General features: G+C 44.7%; 15 protein-coding genes and 4 pseudogenes. 9 read left to right on the forward strand and 10 right to left on the reverse strand.

The window, feature by feature from the left end; translation table 11 throughout:
• Positions 1-96: 96 nt before the first annotated feature.
• From NNX04_RS21185 to NNX04_RS21200, 4 genes and pseudogenes are all read left to right on the forward strand, one after another.
• Positions 97-708: a superoxide dismutase gene (locus tag NNX04_RS21185; protein WP_173391458.1), complete on the forward strand. Its 612-nt coding sequence runs from the start codon at positions 97-99 to the stop codon at positions 706-708.
• Between the two features lie 200 nt (positions 709-908).
• Positions 909-2,987, forward strand: a pseudogene (locus tag NNX04_RS21190) (DUF4158 domain-containing protein); the annotation flags it as partial.
• Positions 2,969-3,229 (forward strand): annotated as a pseudogene (locus NNX04_RS21195) (BREX protein BrxB domain-containing protein); the annotation flags it as partial. The pseudogenes NNX04_RS21190 and NNX04_RS21195, both read left to right, overlap by 19 nt.
• A gap of 54 nt (positions 3,230-3,283) precedes the next feature.
• Positions 3,284-3,676 carry a diacylglycerol kinase gene (locus tag NNX04_RS21200; protein WP_040393925.1) on the forward strand — a complete coding sequence of 131 codons (393 nt, stop codon included), beginning with the start codon at positions 3,284-3,286 and terminating at the stop codon, positions 3,674-3,676.
• A gap of 276 nt (positions 3,677-3,952) precedes the next feature.
• Here NNX04_RS21200 and NNX04_RS21205 read toward each other — a convergent pair whose 3' ends face one another.
• From NNX04_RS21205 to NNX04_RS21220, 4 genes are all read right to left on the reverse strand, one after another.
• The gene (locus NNX04_RS21205) at positions 3,953-5,029 is read right to left on the reverse strand and encodes a calcium/sodium antiporter (RefSeq protein WP_040393927.1); all 1,077 of its coding nucleotides are present in this window, start codon (positions 5,027-5,029) and stop codon (positions 3,953-3,955) included.
• A 97-nt stretch (positions 5,030-5,126) separates the two neighbouring features.
• Positions 5,127-6,089 (reverse strand): TerC family protein, encoded by a 963-nt coding sequence (locus NNX04_RS21210; RefSeq protein ID WP_007646336.1) that lies wholly within the window; start codon positions 6,087-6,089, stop codon positions 5,127-5,129.
• Positions 6,089-6,961 carry a protease HtpX gene (htpX, locus tag NNX04_RS21215; protein ID WP_040393929.1) on the reverse strand — a complete coding sequence of 291 codons (873 nt, stop codon included), beginning with the start codon at positions 6,959-6,961 and terminating at the stop codon, positions 6,089-6,091. Before htpX ends, NNX04_RS21210 begins: the two co-directional genes overlap by 1 nt.
• A gap of 20 nt (positions 6,962-6,981) precedes the next feature.
• The gene (locus NNX04_RS21220) at positions 6,982-7,311 is read right to left on the reverse strand and encodes an HPF/RaiA family ribosome-associated protein (RefSeq protein ID WP_040393931.1); all 330 of its coding nucleotides are present in this window, start codon (positions 7,309-7,311) and stop codon (positions 6,982-6,984) included.
• 115 nt (positions 7,312-7,426) lie between these two features.
• On the opposite strand from NNX04_RS21220, the gene nhaR reads away from it, so the two are divergent.
• Positions 7,427-8,344 (forward strand): transcriptional activator NhaR, encoded by a 918-nt coding sequence (gene nhaR, locus NNX04_RS21225; protein WP_007646338.1) that lies wholly within the window; start codon positions 7,427-7,429, stop codon positions 8,342-8,344.
• 132 nt (positions 8,345-8,476) lie between these two features.
• Here nhaR and NNX04_RS21230 read toward each other — a convergent pair whose 3' ends face one another.
• From NNX04_RS21230 to NNX04_RS21245, 4 genes are all read right to left on the reverse strand, one after another.
• Positions 8,477-9,265 carry a GGDEF domain-containing protein gene (locus NNX04_RS21230; protein WP_261948552.1) on the reverse strand — a complete coding sequence of 263 codons (789 nt, stop codon included), beginning with the start codon at positions 9,263-9,265 and terminating at the stop codon, positions 8,477-8,479.
• 28 nt (positions 9,266-9,293) lie between these two features.
• Positions 9,294-9,752, reverse strand: coding sequence for a phosphate-starvation-inducible PsiE family protein (locus tag NNX04_RS21235; RefSeq protein ID WP_007646340.1), 459 nt, complete (start codon positions 9,750-9,752; stop codon positions 9,294-9,296).
• Positions 9,753-9,900: 148 nt separating this feature from the next.
• Positions 9,901-10,821 (reverse strand): sulfate adenylyltransferase subunit CysD, encoded by a 921-nt coding sequence (cysD, locus tag NNX04_RS21240; protein ID WP_261948464.1) that lies wholly within the window; start codon positions 10,819-10,821, stop codon positions 9,901-9,903.
• Positions 10,822-10,857: 36 nt separating this feature from the next.
• On the reverse strand, positions 10,858-11,793 hold the full coding sequence (locus NNX04_RS21245; protein ID WP_040393937.1) for a sodium-dependent bicarbonate transport family permease: 936 nt from the start codon (positions 11,791-11,793) through the stop codon (positions 10,858-10,860).
• A gap of 110 nt (positions 11,794-11,903) precedes the next feature.
• Here NNX04_RS21245 and NNX04_RS21250 point away from each other — a divergent pair, with 110 nt between their 5' ends.
• From NNX04_RS21250 to NNX04_RS21265, 4 genes and pseudogenes are all read left to right on the forward strand, one after another.
• Positions 11,904-12,854, forward strand: a complete 951-nt coding sequence (locus NNX04_RS21250; protein ID WP_007646343.1) for a LysR family transcriptional regulator — start codon at positions 11,904-11,906, stop codon at positions 12,852-12,854.
• Positions 12,855-12,934: 80 nt separating this feature from the next.
• Positions 12,935-13,495, forward strand: a pseudogene (locus tag NNX04_RS21255) (helix-turn-helix domain-containing protein); the annotation flags it as partial.
• 261 nt (positions 13,496-13,756) lie between these two features.
• Positions 13,757-15,493, forward strand: a pseudogene (locus NNX04_RS21260) (transposase); the annotation flags it as partial.
• A 468-nt stretch (positions 15,494-15,961) separates the two neighbouring features.
• Complete coding sequence (locus NNX04_RS21265; RefSeq protein WP_007645951.1) at positions 15,962-16,585, forward strand: HAD family hydrolase; 624 nt, start codon at positions 15,962-15,964, stop codon at positions 16,583-16,585.
• A gap of 109 nt (positions 16,586-16,694) precedes the next feature.
• Here NNX04_RS21265 and NNX04_RS21270 read toward each other — a convergent pair whose 3' ends face one another.
• Together NNX04_RS21270 and NNX04_RS21275 are read right to left on the reverse strand one after the other, a co-directional pair.
• Positions 16,695-17,309 (reverse strand): hypothetical protein, encoded by a 615-nt coding sequence (locus NNX04_RS21270; protein WP_040393726.1) that lies wholly within the window; start codon positions 17,307-17,309, stop codon positions 16,695-16,697.
• Positions 17,309-17,890, reverse strand: a complete 582-nt coding sequence (locus NNX04_RS21275) for an AHH domain-containing protein (RefSeq protein WP_050977141.1) — start codon at positions 17,888-17,890, stop codon at positions 17,309-17,311. The genes NNX04_RS21270 and NNX04_RS21275 overlap by 1 nt, the downstream gene beginning before the upstream one ends.
• Positions 17,891-18,199: the final 309 nt, after the last annotated feature.

Raw genomic sequence — 18,199 nt, forward strand, 5'->3', positions numbered from 1 at the left:
AGTGCGACCGCTGCCGCAGGGTTGCTTATTGCATCGGCATCAAATGTTAGCGCAGCTGAATCGTCGTCTCAGGCAGCACCTAAAGGAGCAAATTGGATGATCACCGAAATAAAACCAAAACCTTTATCCTTCAATGCCGCAAAATTAAAAGGCCTTTCTGCCAATTTGATCGAGTCGCATTGGACTAACAATTACAGCGGTTCGGTAAAAACATTGAATGCGGTGAATGATCAGTTGAGTCAGGCACTCGCAAACCCCGACACGCCAGCGTTTCTCTACAATGATCTCAAGCGGGAGCATTTGATTCGCACAGGCTCGGTCATTTTGCACGAATTATATTTTGATAACCTGGGCGGTAATGGCAAAGCCGATGGTGAATTACGCTCAGCTTTCGCCAAACAATTTGGTACTTTTGATCGCTGGGAAACCGAATTCCGCAAAATCGCTCAAGGCTTGGGCGGTGGTTCCGGGTGGGTTGTTCTGGGGTATAACACGCATTTCAATAAGCTGGAAAATTATTGGATGGGTGATCACGCACATTTCCCGGTAGGCACAGTTCCGTTGTTGGTCATGGATATGTATGAACATTCTTATCACATGGACTTTGGCGCGGCTGCCGGTAAATATATTGATGCTTTTTTCAATAATATTAATTGGGATGAGGTTGCTCATCGGCTCCAAGCCACTCACACGAAGACAACATCCTAAAAACGCTATTGGTATGCCTTCTCTTAGGGGGCATACCATTCGCTTCGGCGCAACCAATCAAGGACACGGACGTTATTGATCCGGCGCTGAGTGACGTGTGACTAAATTAAGAGAAAACCAAATGGCGACCAGAAACCTGCAACTAGCCCACCTGCGAAAACTGTCCCAACTGAAACTGCCATTAACAAAGTAGCGGATCGATGGCGGCCATTTACCAGACAGCCTATCCGCGGATCAAGTCAGATATCACGCATGTCGAGTTAGGGGATGTCTACACACCGACACCGGAAGAGCAGCAGTTTGCTGTGAAACATTGCAAACGGGCGAGCACTTCCTTTCTGGGATTACTAATCCAGTTAAAGACGACCCAACGATTAGGCAGATTTGTCACATTGGGTGAAATTCCAAACGTCATCATCGCACACATCAAAAGCCAGTGTCGTTCAAGAGCATCATTCAAGGATCTTCAAACCTATTACGTGTCAGGGGCAAAGGATCGTCATGTAAAACTGATTCGACGTTATCTCTATATAAAACCCTACGATGCAGCCAAGACCTCCGGATTAACAAAGAGTTGGGCGCAAGAGGCGGCAACAACTAAAGAAGCCCTGCCGGATATCATCAATGTCACGTTGGAATACTTGGTCAAGGAGCGATACGAGTTGCCAGCGTTCAGCGTGCTTGAGCGAATCTGCCAAACAGCCAGAGCGGAAGTCAACACCCGGTATTACGGTCAACTGTGTGAATTTTTGACGGCTGAAAGTCGCCAGTGCATCACGGATATTCTCCGTTCCAGCACCGGGCCGAATGGTTTTGGCTGGAGCACGCTGAAAAATGAACCGAAACGCCCAACTCCTCGCAATATCCATGTGTACATCCACTACCTGGAATGGCTGACCTCCCTGCAAACACTACTGCCTGCGGATTTGGGGTTGCCACCGGTGAAACACCAGCAGTTTATCGACGAGGCCAAGGCCCTGGATTACGCCGAATTGATGAAGCTAAAGCTGAACAAGCGACTCGCTCTGGTCATCGTTTTAATCCGACACCAATACGCACGAACTCTGGATAATGCCGCCGATATTTTTATCAAACTGCTGTTAAAAATGGATCGCTCGGCGCAGAAACTGTTGGAGAAATACCTTGCAGACCATCAAAAGCAAACTGATCATTTGATTTCTGTGCTGACTGGAACGGTCAAGGTTTATTTGGATAAACCCGAATCGGTGTCAGCTTTTGATCCTGTCCTGGGAAAGAACAGCGATCAGTTGCTGCAAATGTGTGAACACTACATGGCGTTCGCGGGTAACAACTACTTGCCGTTCATGGTTCAACTCTACAAAAAGCAGCGATCAACGTTGTTTCGCACGATTGAAATACTCAATCTGGCTTCGTCCACGGAAGACAAGGATCTGCTGAATGCATTTCAATTTATTTTGAAATACAAACAACGGCGCGCCGAGTTCCTGTCCATTCAAAGTGATCCAAACGATCCATCCTCCAAAAATGTCATCAACATTCGCTGGATTCGCGAAAGCTGGTGGAAACTGGTCACAGGAAAATCGACTAAATCAGCGCAAGTCACCGAGGTCAATAAAACCTGTTTTGAGCTGTGTGTGTTTGAACGGATCGCCGAAGAACTGAGTACCGGTGACTTGTTCATTCCCTACAGTGAAACCTTCGATGATTACCGGGAGCAAATGATCACCTGGGAAGAATACGAGGCGCAGCTGCCTACCTATTGCGAGGAGGTAGGACTTATCGCCGGTGATACTGAATTTGCAAGAACACTGAAGGAGTCCATGGAGGCGAGCTGCCAGAAAGCTGATAGCCAATTTCCAGAGGATGAACTGGTCCGTATAGAAAACGGGAACCTGATTATCGGTAAACCAAAACCGGATCAACCTTCGCCAGAGGTCGAAGAAATTGGAGCGCTCTTGCGCGATCGCTTGGACAAGATCAACCTGCTCGATGTAATCATTAATGTCGAAAAATGGTTGAACTTGAACAAACATTTTGGCCCGTTGTCGGGTTTCGAGTCACGTATCAGCGACCCGGTGTTACGTTTTGTTCTGACGGTGTTTTGTTACGGCACCAATATTGGCCCTACCGAAACCGTGCGATCCGTGCAGGGTGTGTCGCGCAAGCAAGTTGCATGGCTTAACTTAAAGCGCACTACGGAAGCCCGTCTCGATAAAGCGATTGCTAAGATCAACAGCGAGTACAAGAAATACCGGCTCATTGAGTGTTGGGGTTCGGGCACCAAGGATTCAGCGGAGATCATGCCCATATTGCACATATGGAAAGACACCTATCATCAAAAGGCGTATATGAAAAATTTAAGTCCTGCTTCGAGCAATCTAGCGGACATCGCTGGGTTGATGAGCGTGATGGCTACCAGTTCTATCAAGATGAGCTTGGACCATATTTAATAGAGAAGTATTCCGCTTCTGAGAAAGACCTAGTTTTTATCTCGGGAGTAGGTTCCGTGTGGCCATTACTGAGAGCACACAATCGATAGTCAACTTAAACAACGCCACAATGGCGTTCAGCTAGTTACACATAGAGGTTGCCAATGAAAAATAAAGCGCTAAATACCGGTGTAGTTGGATTTCACCCGATAAGAAAAATATCTGTAGCAATGCGCGGCATTTATTACGCAATTATTTTAGATGCTGCAGTCGCGTATAAAGTTGTTTTATCGACGATTTTGCTCGCAGTATTTTTTTACCATAGACAATGGATTGATTTTAGTTTGGTTTTGGTGGTTACGGGGATGGTTATAATTTCAGAGATATTTAATACAGCGATAGAATCGCTGTGTGATTTTATTGAAAGTCATCAAAATGATAAAATTGGAATCATTAAAGATATCTCAGCTGGAGCGGTTGGCGTTAGTATATTTACATGGTTAGTTGTAATTATTATTGAAATCTATCGTGCAAGTACAATATTTTTTCTATCATGAACACGTTAAATACGACGTCTAATGTAAATGAATTTTTTTAATAAACACTTCAAAATAATTTTGTGAAATACAACCAATAACAGCAACTCTATTCCTGTAGAAGCAGGATAAGTATCGAGAATACCGGAAAATATAAAAAAGCAAGAAGCAGTGAAACAATAGCTTGACAGTATTTAGTTAATTAACATTGAGTATTATATTTTAACCAGCCCCCTCCAGGGGCTGGGCGGCCTTTACCTAACAGGCTTGAAAAAATTCATGATTGAATATAGAGCTTTAATTTACGGTGTCATTTGTAGTCTTGTGCCGTAAAAAAACTACCGTCACAGCAATAATTGTCAAGGGTAGAATAAAACTCAACATAATTGAATTTAGCAAATCCATTGAATAATTTTGTGACATTAATATCAAATAAGTGGTGTAGGCAACGTAGTAGAATAAAAACACAATCCCATTAACACGTGAGATCTGGTGACCAGCAGCAAAAATGGGTAAGCAGGCCAGAGCGACGGCGATCATAATCCAAATATCAAAATTGATAACATTTTCAGAAACCGCCAAACCTGTATTGCCAGATACAATAGCAGACAACCCTAAACACCCCAAAATATTGAATGTGTTGCTTCCAATGACATTTCCTACCGCAATATCGCGCTGGCCTTTTATTGCCGCCATTATAGATGTTGCTACCTCCGGCATGGATGTTCCGGCAGCAACAATGGTTAACCCAATAACCAGGTCACTAACTCCAAAATATTTTGCAAAGGTGACAGAGGCGCTCACTAACCATTGAGAGCCAAGTACGAGCAATACCAGCCCAGCAATAATATGTAAAATTTGTACTGGTTTTTTGTCGCTCCACGATGGGCGATTAGATAATTCTGAATACTCCTGTTTGGTAATACCGGTTTCCTTGCGTGATTGATAAATTAAAAATGCGGTGTAAGCGATGAGTATGATAAACAAGAGTAGTCCATCAACAATGCTCAAACTGCCATCCAAGCTAACTGCCAGAAGCAGAAAGGATGCACCGATCATAATCGGGACTTCCTGACGAATAATTTGTGCATTCACAAGCAGTGGCGTTATGAGCGCTGAAATGCCTAATATAAACAACACATTGAAAATATTACTCCCGACAACATTGCCTATTGCAATATCGGTCTTATCTTGCAGTGCGGCGCCAACTGATACCGCTACTTCGGGTGCGCTAGTGCCAAAGGCAACAATGGTTAAGCCCACTACTAAGGGTGAAATTCCAAAAGACATCGCGAATTTTGATGCACCACGCACCAAAATATCTGCACCGGCTACCAATAAGACCAGCCCTGCCACAAACATGAGTATTGTCATTTTTGCTCCATAAAACTTTTATTTTGGTTATTGCCAGCATGCATTATCCGATGATGTGTGGATCACGCATGACTGGCAAGTTGCACCGCTGTCGTAGTTACTCTACGGCCTTTTTTCGAGTTACCCACAAGCTTGCAAGAATACTCCCACCAATTAGAGTAACAATAACGAGTAGTGACCACATCACAGGGACATGAAACCAATTCGCTACCAGCATTTTGCAACCAATGAACACTAGTACCACTGACAAGCCATACTTGATTAAATGGAATCGATCCGCAACATCAGCCAGCAGGAAATACAGCGCTCTTAGCCCCAAAATAGCAAAGATGTTAGATGTTGCAACGATAAACGGATCAGACGTAATCGCAAAAATTGCCGGAATCGAGTCAACCGCAAAAACCAAATCTGATATTTCGATTAATATCAGGACTAGAAAAAGTGGAGTGAAGTAGCGGGCACCTTGCTGAACAATCGTGAACTTTTCCCCATGAAAACCAGGCGTGATCCGAAGGTGCTTTCGAGCAAAAACAACAATCCAGTTCTTCTCTAAATCGGGTTTTTCATCGACTGCGAGCAGCATGCGAATGCCGGTAATAATAAGAAATGCACCAAATACGTAAAGAACCCACGAAAACTCTTTTACCGCCCAACTGCCGATCAAAATCATGATAATGCGCATCACTATCGCACCCAGCACCCCGTAAATCAGCACTCGGCGTTGATACTCTGGCGGGACTTGGAAAGCAGAAAATATGAGCAGGAATACAAAGACATTATCGACTGAAAGCGACTTTTCAATCAGATAACCAGTAAAAAACTCCAGTGCTTTTTGGTCCGCAAAAGTTTCACCATAATCTTTTTTAAGATACCACCACAGGCCGATATTGAAAATAACGGCCAGTGAAAACCAAACCAACGACCATGATGCTGCCTCTTTGACGCTTACCTTGTGGGCCTTATTGCCGCCAAATACAAAGAGATCCAGTAGCAATATAATCACTACGAATATAATAAATCCTGTCCAGAGCTCCCATCCAGCGAACTGTATGTTTTCCATTAAACATTACCTTTTTGTAATTTTGAAATTCGCTCCGCAAGCGGCGGATGACTCATAAACAGCTTGGACAATCCGCCACCGCCTGCAATACCAAAGGCTGCCATACCGCCAGGCAATGGTTGAGGTTGTGATGATTGCAAGCGTTGTAGCGCAGCAATCATATTGCTGCTTCCTGCAAGGTAGGCACCGCCTTGATCAGCCCGAAATTCGCGCTGGCGTGAGAACCACATTACGATCACTGATGCCAAAATTCCCAACACTAGCTCCGCCGCAATGCTGGTAATCCAAAAGGCCGGTCCATGCCCTTCTTCGGTTTTAAAAATGACCTTATCAACGAAATTGCCGATGATTCGTGCGAAAAAGATTACAAACGTGTTCACCACACCTTGGATCAGGGCAAGCGTTACCATGTCACCATTTGCGACGTGCGCAACTTCATGCCCAATAACAGCTTCAGCCTCCTCCTTGGTCATAGCGAGCAGGAGCCCACTGGAAACGGCGACCATTGAAGAGTTTTTTGTCATGCCAGTCGCGAATGCGTTTATGTCGTCCGATTCGAATATTCCGACCTCCGGCATTTTGATGTGAGCTGTTTCTGCATAGCGCGCGACGACATCGATTAGCCAACGCTCTTGGGAGTTGCCTGGGTCGGAAATAATCCTGACCCCCATACTTTTTTTTGCCATCCATTTAGAGATGGCGAGCGAGGCAAACGAGCCGCCAAATCCCATAACAGCTGCAAAAATTAACAGCGAACCAAGGTTAAGTCCCTTGGCATTTAAGTAGGGTTCCACTCCCAATAAACGCATACTCAGAGATAGAACTAACACAATCGCAGCGTTGGTTGCCAAGAATAACAATATGCGCTTCATAAAAATCTCCGATTACCTATTTAGACCCTTATCCGTTGGTGATCAATTTCCCGATGGCGGGCAATTTGCCTAGATACGGAACGTGCTCCCCTTTCTATAGCTCGGTCGATAGCGACATACAAATCCGCTTGTACATCCTCGATGACAAGCTGTTTTTTACCTTTGAGTACGATCAGGAGATGACAGGATTTGTCAGCGCCCCCACGTGGTCCGTTAATATCAGCCAAGCGAACAGAAATTTTGGTTACATCATCCCGGTTCCAACTCAACGCCAGAGCCAACTTTTCTTCGACGTAGTCTTTAATAGCATCGGTTAATTCAAACGCATTTGTATGAATATGAATTTGCATGTCTAAACCTCTCGTGTGGGTTGATGAGATTCCAATGTAGCAACATCCAAAACATCCAACAAATCGAATATACTTTGCAGACAGTTCGAAAAAAACTAATTGTTAGGCGGTACCAGTGAATCATCTAAATTATAAACATCTACGCTATTTCTGGGCGGTAGCAAAAACAGGAAGTGTTACCAAAGCGGCGGAACAACTTCACTTAACGCCTCAATCGATAAGCGGGCAGTTAACTGAATTCGCCAACACTTTGGGGGTTGAGTTGTTTCACAAAGTTGGCCGTAATCTTGAGTTGACCGATGCGGGAAGGCGAGCACTGAGCTATGCGGACGAGATTTTTTCTGTTGGCGATGAATTAATGGCAGTTCTTCGCGACCAACGCAGCAAGAAATCTCTTCCTTTACGAGTTGGTCTGGCCGACTCTGTATCTAAAACGATTGCCTATCGGCTGCTTGAACCGGCGTATGAAATGCAAGAGCCAACACGTTTAATTTGCCGGGAAGCAAGATTAGTATCGCTGCTATCTGATTTGGCCGTGCATCGGCTAGATTTAATTATCGCCGATAGGCCCATGCCACCTAATTTGCATGTCAAAGGATTCAGCCACCTCATTGGTGAAAGCCATATGGGTTTATTCGGCGTTGCGGCCCTGGTAAATAAATTAAAACGAACGTTTCCTGAGTCGCTGAATAACGCACCTTTGTTAATGATTGGCGAAGATGCGGCGGTGCGGGGGAGAATTAATCAATGGCTGGCGCAAAAAAATTTACATCCTGACATTAAAGGGGAATTTGACGATAGCGCGCTAATGAAAGCATTTGGTCGAGCAGGCGAAGGGTTGTTTTTCGCACCTAATGCCATCGCTAAAGACATTTGTAGTCAATACAAAGTGGTAAAGTTAGCAGACATTCCATCGGTAAATGAACAGGTCTATGTCATAACCACGGAGCGACAGCTAACTCATCCGCTTGTAAAAACCATCTGTAAATTTGGGCGGGATGACTTGTTTTCTACGAATCGTGAAGATGGTTAGCAAGACACGCCAGGTTAAATAGTTTTTGGCATCAGAAAATAATGTGCTTAATTAATGAGCACACAAGGGCTTTATGGATAATATTCTTGCGAAAATCCATTCCGACCATTTGTCTTAACTCGATACATTAGCTTATCGGCTATCCTCGATAGTTCTTAAAAAATCGGGTGGAGTTACAGCATAAGTTACAATACCCATACTAAAAGTTGTTTGCCATTTGTGTTTCAACATTCGTTCACTTAATTTATTTTTCAAATTAATGGCATACATTCGGGCATGCTCTCTATCAGCATTCAAAAGAACTAAACAAAATTCATCTCCTCCCAAACGACCGATGACATCATTTTTTCTGACATTTTCGTTCATTACTTGGGCTGCTTCAAATAAGAGTTTGTCACCAATTTTATGTCCATATGTATCATTTATGGATTTAAAGCTATCAACATCAATGAAAACAATGGTTATTGGCAATCGCTGACGATGACCGGTTGAAAATGCAATCTCTCCATTTTCATAAAATGATCTTCTGTTGGGGATTTTTGTAAGACTATCTTCGCGCGCTAATTGCGACTCCCTGATTAAAAGTCGACGAATGTAGCGAAGCAAGTAAGTTATATAAGCCAAAATTAGCGCATGAACTGTTGAGTTAAACAGAAATGAAAATAAATCAATGTTGTTATGTGCTATTAAATAATCACCAATAGTCCATGACAAAATTGCCAAGACCAAGATAAAGCAGCAAAATAATGCACTAGTAAACCAAGAGGCAACGATAATCGGAATCAGAAAAAAAAGATGAAATTCAAGTGATGGGCCAACTATAAAATGCAAATAACCAATTAAAATCACACTCGAAAGGGAAAGTGCTTTAAGCAAAAAGTTCACTTTCAAGTTTGGCCTAGACAATACTAGGTCGCTCATATTCACAAGACAGTCCCCCCATATAACATTATTCGTTACTCGGCTGGCTTTGCTTCTTGTTCGATACTATAACAATATAGTAATAGGCAACAGATAGAGCCAGAATCACTGCTCCCGTTGCATAGACATAATTGTAATCCATCTCGTTGTAGTCAAATATGATGACTTTTCGTGCTGCGGCCATAAGCGCAGTACCTAAAACGATCTCCACCGCAAGTCTCGAATTGTGGCTATCGCGCACGTAAAGAATTAGATTGTGATAGATTTCGATCGCAATCAAAACAGCCATAAAGGCACCAAACGTTGCAAAGATGTCTTTTATTTCCAATAGCATAAACGGTGGAGCCATCAGTCGCTGGTAGAGAATATACAGTATGTCTGCAACCCCCCACATAATGACAAACACCATGATTACGGCAATTACTTTTGCAACATACTGAATTACCAACCCCATTGCTTTAATTAATTTCGAATCTTCGATTTCCATTTTTATCTCCTTTTATAATCTGACTGATCAAACAACAGCGTGCCGAGGTAGGTTTCCACTTTCAACTTATTACGAATCAACGGATAGCCCCAAAAAGTTAGTTACGCATACACAGGATAGAATAGGCTATCTGCGGTTGCCTGAAAATCTAAAAATATCCCTCACGCTTTTTCTTTTCCATAGAGCCAACCTGATCTTTGTCCAAGGTTCTTCCCTCACGCTCGCTTGTTTTGCTTACCAGCAGCTCCTGAATAATTTCCTCCACCCGGATTGCTGCACTCAGTACCGCACCGGTTTGTGGGTAGCAACCTAATGTTCGACAGCGTAACGGGCGATGCGCGATACTTTGCAGTTCGTTCTTGCTAAGAAAAGGCCGCATTCGATCATCGTCGAGCACAAAGTGCTGGCCATTTTCATCACTTTTCCAGCTTAAGCGTGGAGCAGAGAAATATAATGAAACCAATTCAATTTTTTCTTTGAGAATGTACTGCCAAATATCCAACTCAGTCCAGTTAGACAATGGGAATACCCGTATTGACTCCCCCTTGTTAATTTCGGTATTGAATATGTTCCATAATTCCGGGCGTTGGTTTTTAGGATTCCACCCCTGATGTTCATCGCGCACCGAAAAGATTCTCTCTTTCGCACGAGATTTTTCCTCATCACGTCGCGCTCCACCCAAAGCTGCGTCAAATTTGTAAATACTCATGGCTTGCTTGAGCGCTTGCGTTTTCATTTGGTCATTATATTTGACTGAACCACTGGTAATAGGGTGAATACCGCTGGCAAGCGCAGTGTTATTAGTATGCACGAGGATGTTGAGATTGTGCTTTGCGGCCATATAGTCCCGGAAGCGCCCCATCTCTGCGAATTCCCAGGTTGTGTCTACATGCAGCAGTGTGAATGGAACCGGCGCTGGCCAAAATGCCTTGCGAGCTAAATGCAGCATTACCGTAGAATCTTTACCAATCGAATAGAGCAAACAAGGCTTATCAAAACATGCGGCAACCTCACGAATAATAAAAATGGCTTCTGCTTCTAATTGCTGTAAATGGGTTTGTTGATGCACAGTGTTTCCTCAAATAATCAACCGTCGGATAAGTTGTTAGCTACTGAGCCAGACAAGCATTTGGTAATACAGTGGAATACCCACCAACACATTGAAGGGAAATGTAACGCCTAATGCAGCGAAAATCGCCACGCCTACATCCGCCTCTTTTATTGCTGTCCGTATGGCCGCAGGCGCTGCAATGTACGACGCACTAGCAACCAAACAGCCAAGGATGAGAGTAGTACCTGGGGGCATGTTGAACATCAGACCAACCGATAAACCAACCATGGCCAATAGGATCGGCGAGAATGTTGCAAAAACGATAAGTCGCCAATGATGAAAGGGAAGTGGATAAAGGTGTTTTGATGCGCACAATCCCATCTCTAATAAGAAGAGTGCAAGCAACGCTTTGAATGCGCCGAGAAAGAGCGGAGCAATGTCCGCACTGCCCGCCGGACCGTAGCAATATCCAATTACAACACCGCCAGCAAGAAGTAAGACACCCCGGCTTGTAAGGGCCTCATGCCACATCGCCGCTGCATTACCTGAACCACCGCTAACATGACGATAAAGTACAATCGCAACGATAATCGCTGGAAGCTCTAAAAGGACTAAAAAGAGAGTGGTTTGAGGTGCTATAACAAGGTTATTACTTTCTGCAAACGCCAGCGCGACGGCAAAGGTACCCGCACTTGCAGAGCCATAATGTGCAGCGATGCTGGCACTATTAGCCGCACTCAACTTTACCGCTCTGCGTAAAAAAGGGTACAGGGCTAACGGGATCAAGGCTCCCAGCAGTATGACGGCAAGCGCCTCATTTACTAATTCCCAGGTTACTTGGCCATGCAGGGCTAATCCTCCTTTCAGGCCAAGCGTTAGCATTAATAAAATGCTGAGGGTGTCGTAAGCCGCTTTAGGCACCGACAAATCAGACTTTGCGAGCCCTGCGAGAACGCCCAATAGAAAGAATGCGACAACGATATCAGGCATAAGTATTACCAAGTCTACGTTTGATAAGCCTATTATCGCGTTAAGCAACCATATAAGATAACTAATGTTTATGGGTCGCAACATTTACGATTATCTATAATGGGCATCAAATGAATATCCGCCACCTTACCTTCAGGCTTCTTCAGGTATACATCGCTGTCGTTCGAACCGGCTCAATTTCACAAGCAGCGGCGCATCTGCATCTCACACAACCCACAGTATCCCTTCAAATCAAGCGTCTCAGCGAGGCGGTCGGTCATCCTCTACTCGAAAGCCTCAACGGCGCGTACAAGCCGACCCAGATTGGAACAGAGCTTTATCACGCGGCGCTCGATTCACTTACGCGGTTTGAGGACTTTGATAGTTTTCTGGCAGACACGGCACACGGTATTAAAGGTCATTTCAGCTTGGGCATTGTGACCACCGCTAAATATGTACTCCCGCGTTTGCTTAGTCCTTACGCCCAACAATATCCGGGAGTAGATGTCACGTTGAATATCGGGAACAGGCAAACCGTACTGAAAAGATTTGAAGATCAGCAAGACGATTTGTATCTATTCAGTCACCCACCTACTGGCGACAACGTGTTGAGCGGAAAATTTTTGCGCAACCCGTTAGTGTTGATTGCTCCGCGAAATCATTGGGCCGCACAGCGTGAAAAACTGGATTTTTCCGAACTGATACGTGAGCGATTTTTGATGCGCGAACCGGGGAGTGCCACTCGTATGATGATGGAAGCCTGGATGCTGGACAACAACTACCAGTTGAATAAAACATTACAAATTGAGAGCAATGAAGCAATTCGTTTGAGTGTAGAAACAGGTTTGGGGTTAGCGGTGATATCTGAACATACATTGGCGCAAGCTCAGGCAAATGTAGCTATCCTGAACGTTATTGGCTTTCCATTACTTAGCCACTGGTATCTGGTTCGACATCTTGACAGGCGTCTGCCTGTCGCTGCACATCAATTCATTGAATTTATGAGCGCTAACATGAGCGCTTGGATCGAAGAGAAATATATTAAAAACGAACTTTCAGTAATGTTCAGAATCGATCCGTAGTCAAGGTGGATGGAATTCGTAGATACAAAATAGGCCCGATATATCCGGCGACTCCTGACTCAAAACCACCGAGGCAACTCATGCTACATACTCCCAATCCCATTATTAAACACAGAGAAGGTTTAATGAATCTGGCTGAGGAGCTTGGAAATGTTTTTAAAGCTTGCAAGATTACGGGCTTCTCACGTGACACGTTTTGCCGTTATCAAGAGCTGGCTCAAGATGGCGGTACTGATTGATCGCAGTAAACGCAAACCGAACGTAAAAAATCGCGCAGATGAAGCCATAGAAAAAGTCGTCCTGGATTACGCCGTCCATCAGCCTACACACGGGCAGCACCGCACCAGAAATGAATTACGCAGCAAGGTATCTTCGTGTCTTGCAGCAGCGCTCGCTTTATCTGGGTTAGGTATGGCGTCAAGAACTTCAAAAAGCGCCTGCAAGCATTGGAAGCCAAAGTTGCATCCTTGGAGCGGAAAAAGCTAAAGCTGGATGTGAAGCTTGCAGTGAAATCGAAACCCATCACCCCGGTCAGCTCGGTTTGCAAGACACCTTTAGTGGGCAACCTCAAAGGCGTAGTCAGGATGTATCAACAAACCGTTGTGGACACTTACAGCAAAGTGACTTTTGCGAAACTCTTTAACGGTAATGCCAGCTTATTTTCGCCTCCTCGATCCGGCAACAATCGGCAGTGATCCAGCGTGGGGGCATATCTTATGTGACGCTCAAAGCGGTCTAGCGAACGATACTAACCTGGTTCTTGCTGTAGAGTTTTGGTGTAATTCTTTCCGTCAATCACACAATGCTTGCTCACTGCCTAGGAAACTTAAATCATGCCAGCCGTCCTTAAAGACAAAAAAATATCTCGCTCCCCTGAGCTGAAGCCAAAAGATGCAATTGCACGGCGCGCCGAGTTCCTGTCCATTCAAAGTGATCCAAACGATCCATCCTCCAAAAATGTCATCAACATTCGCTGGATTCGCGAAAGCTGGTGGAAACTGGTCACAGGAAAATCGACTAAATCAGCGCAAGTCACCGAGGTCAATAAAACCTGTTTTGAGCTGTGTGTGTTTGAACGGATCGCCGAAGAACTGAGTACCGGTGACTTGTTCATTCCCTACAGTGAAACCTTCGATGATTACCGGGAGCAAATGATCACCTGGGAAGAATACGAGGCGCAGCTGCCTACCTATTGCGAGGAGGTAGGACTTATCGCCGGTGATACTGAATTTGCAAGAACACTGAAGGAGTCCATGGAGGCGAGCTGCCAGAAAGCTGATAGCCAATTTCCAGAGGATGAACTGGTCCGTATAGAAAACGGGAACCTGATTATCGGTAAACCAAAACCGGATCAACCTTCGCCAGAGGTCGAAGAAATTGGAGCGCTCTTGCGCGATCGCTTGGACAAGATCAACCTGCTCGATGTAATCATTAATGTCGAAAAATGGTTGAACTTGAACAAACATTTTGGCCCGTTGTCGGGTTTCGAGTCACGTATCAGCGACCCGGTGTTACGTTTTGTTCTGACGGTGTTTTGTTACGGCACCAATATTGGCCCTACCGAAACCGTGCGATCCGTGCAGGGTGTGTCGCGCAAGCAAGTTGCATGGCTTAACTTAAAGCGCACTACGGAAGCCCGTCTCGATAAAGCGATTGCTAAGATCAACAGCGAGTACAAGAAATACCGGCTCATTGAGTGTTGGGGTTCGGGCAACAGTGTGTCCGCTGATGGCAAGCTCTGGGATCTCTACGAAGATAATTTACTATCGGAATACCATATTCGTTACGGCAGCTATGGCGGCATTGCCTATTACCACGTCTCAGATACCTACATTGCGTTGTTCAGCCGGTTTATCCCCTGTGGTGTCTACGAGGCGATTTATATCCTGGACGGTCTGCTCAACGACGAATCAGATTTTAATCCAGACACCGTTCACGGTGATACGCAGGCGCAATCAACACCGGTATTTGGCCTGGCGTACCTACTGGGCATCAAGCTCATGCCGCGTATCCGAAATATCAAAGATCTCAGCTTCTACAAGCCTGACCGCGCTATGGTGCTTAAGCATATTCAGTCCTTGTTCAAAGAGCCTATCAAGTGGGACCTTATTGAAAAGCACTATGCGGATATGATGCGAACAGCTATGTCCGTTAAAGCAGGAAAAATTACCGCCTCGACAATCCTGCGCCGGTTCGGCACCAAGAACCGGAAAAACAAGCTGTATTTTGCGTTCCGCGAACTCGGGCGAGTGGTCAGAACTATGTTCCTTTTGGAATACATCACCGATGTTGATCTACGCAAAACGATCCAGGCAGCGACCTGTAAGAGTGAGGAGTTCAACGAGTTTGCACGTTGGTTGTTTTTTGCGAATGCCGGAAAAATTCCCGCTAACCTAAAGCATGAGCAAAGCAAAATCGTGAAATACAATCATTTGCTGGCGAACTTCACAATCCTATACAACGTGAACGCGATGACGGAAGTGTTTAACCAGTTGAAGTCGGAGGGCCACAATATCACCCGCGACCTCATGGCCGCATTCTCGCCGTACCATACCGAGCACTTGGGCAGATTGGGAAGCTTTGAGCTGGATTTGACCAAGCAGGTTAAACCAATGTCATTTGAGTTGCTGGTTGATTAAATCTTTATTATTCAGTTAGTTATACTCGAAGTGGCTAATTCCAACACTTTTACCGGCCGGACCTCGCCTACGGTGGAGCCGCACACCATATGTGGAAACCCAAGGCTTTTTCTTTTGGTTTATGGGATTGGCTCGTCGGCACAGATCTTCCTCCCTTTATTGCATCCGAATTTCCTACCATCTCAATTCCGAACGAAGATTCAGAGTCTGCACGTGAATTAATCATACGATTGGATCAGGAATACTATTTCAAAAAATATGGAAAAAAGCATCCCCGATACCAGTGGGGGCGCAGCGAGAAAAACATTTCATGGTTCAGGAAAACTCTCGCTATCAATTTGGATTGGAGCCAGATAGTGAAAACTTAACCATACGCGCCGCATACGCAAGCGCACGAGGCGCGCAGTTTGAATTTAAGTAATGCAGTGCGTTTTATTAATCCACCTAGTCATTGTGCACAGGTTTACGATGCGCCCCAAATTGGTAATTTTTGATTTGTATGGAACTCTCATCAAGTTTGGAGTGAAACATCATCCATTTCGCAAAGTGTTGCAGTGGGCGCGACAACAAGGCCGCTCACCCGGGCCGGGTGATGCCCGATTCTTGATGACGCGCTCGGAAGATCCGGCCGAGCTATTCTCAGCGATGGGGATTGTTCCACCGACACAGATGATCACACAGCTTCAGATTGACATTGAGCAAGAACTTGCCAGCTTGGCATTATTTGAGGACGTGATTCCCACAATACGCCAGTTATCGGATTGGCATATTCCCATAGCTGTATGCTCCAACCTCGCAAAACCCTATGGTGCAGTGCTCGAACAGTTGTTGCCTGATTTTCCACTCCTCAAATGCTTGAGCTATGACGTTGGTTATATAAAGCCTGAGCGAGAAATTTACCAATGGGTTGTAGATAGAGCGAAAGTGGATCCGGCTCAGTGTCTCTTCGTGGGCGACACCTTGTTGGCCGACTATGAAGGTCCAACTCAATTTGGTTTTCGCGCAAAGCATTTGATAAGAGGAACAAAATGCTCCACCGAAACGATTGGCTCTCTTGCTGACATTTTGGCGCTCAAGGAGATTATGTGTTAGCACCCGGTTATAAAGGAAGAAGTGCTGCGGAAATATTGAGCGACCGCGTAAACCCATTATTAATTGGGTTCCATCAAACAAACATACCGCCTGAAAACGACTTCACAAGCTAATTTAACTTTGAAACTTCGGCTCGGTCTACAGCGAAAACTGAACCTAAATTTGAAGTGATATATAAACCCTTTAAATCATTTTTTTTAATGGCATCGACGAACGCTTGCGTTACTTGTAGTGTATGAAATGCGTTAAATTCCGCACGAAAAACTACCCAATCTTTCAATTTTTCTTCGTGAAAAGAAAGGTTTTCTAGATCGCCCAATTCGTTTTTTTTGCTTAATTTTAAATCTAATGCATCAATTTTTTCCGCAACATTAAACGGAGTAAATATGAAGGCCTCACCTTCACTGTAAGTCGCAGGTATAAATTCGCCATCATTCTTTATTAAATCTTTAAGTGCGTTGTAAGCCTTTTTATTAAGAAAGAGGCGACCTTCAGAGACAGCAATATCGGGCACTAGCAGTTTGGCCTTTGCTTTCTTAAAAACTGGAAAATCAATTTGCAATGGTTCACTGAATACGCCCGCAAACGAGCGAGGTGTATTGTTCAGCTCAATTCTATTTGCCACTGTTTCGCCATTAAGAGTCCCGACAAGCCTATCTAACTGGTCGCTGTTAAACATCGGATCGAGGTAGCTTTTGTTGTCAAGTAAGACTGTGTAAAGCATTATTTACGACCTGTTTGTGGCATGACCTCGGGCGGAACTGCGCCAGATTGTAAAGCCCTACGAATTTGATTGAGTGCAAATATTAGTTTCTCCGCCGTATTAATCTGCATGAAGTTTATGCGGCCGCCTAGCCAGTCATAGTAGTGTTCATGATGAATACGCTTGTGAGGCACTGCACCTTGTAAGTGCTTCGGCATGTATGCTCTATCTTCCCAATCTCTAGGAAGCCAGCACCCGTTCCACGGGTCGTCAATACGCAGCTTAAGCCAGGCCATCACAGCCCTCACCAAAATCGCTTTCTTGTGCCCACCCGAAATAATTGCGTGACAATCGCATCGTGAAGAAGGTCTGCCTTCGCCACCCAATGCCATATGCTCAGCGAGTCGAGATGATTTGTGTCGTTCAGATTTGAGAACCGGATCGCTCATCGTATTAGCCTCAACTCGATAATTGTCCAGCTTATCGTAGAAGCTACCTAACGCCTGAACTGCTGCAAAATCTGCACTTGTTGGCTTATCGTTTTTGGCAAAATCAGCTAAAACACGCTCCACACGTGAGAAAATAGGGGCTTGTACTGCCATATAAAATATCCATTTCTAAGTTATCAGCTTACGATTATTACAAAGTTCAGATACTACAGGTAGTAGATGTTTGCGCCAGTTCGTCAATATGGAATACCGTTCACTTTGTTGTGTTAATTTTAAGCGCCATGGATCGTGACAGTCATCGATGAGGTATTGAAGGTTCGGTACTTATTTGATGAAGCAACGACATAAAATAGATTAGCTAGGAGACCGGGAAACTCGACAGGATGGTCACTGGAGAATGTAGACATGCATGCCCCAGAGTCATTCTATATACAAAAAGGGAGTTCTAAAATTAGCTAAAAA

This window comes from Cellvibrio sp. QJXJ (genome assembly GCF_024452345.1).
Lineage (GTDB): Bacteria > Pseudomonadota > Gammaproteobacteria > Pseudomonadales > Cellvibrionaceae > Cellvibrio.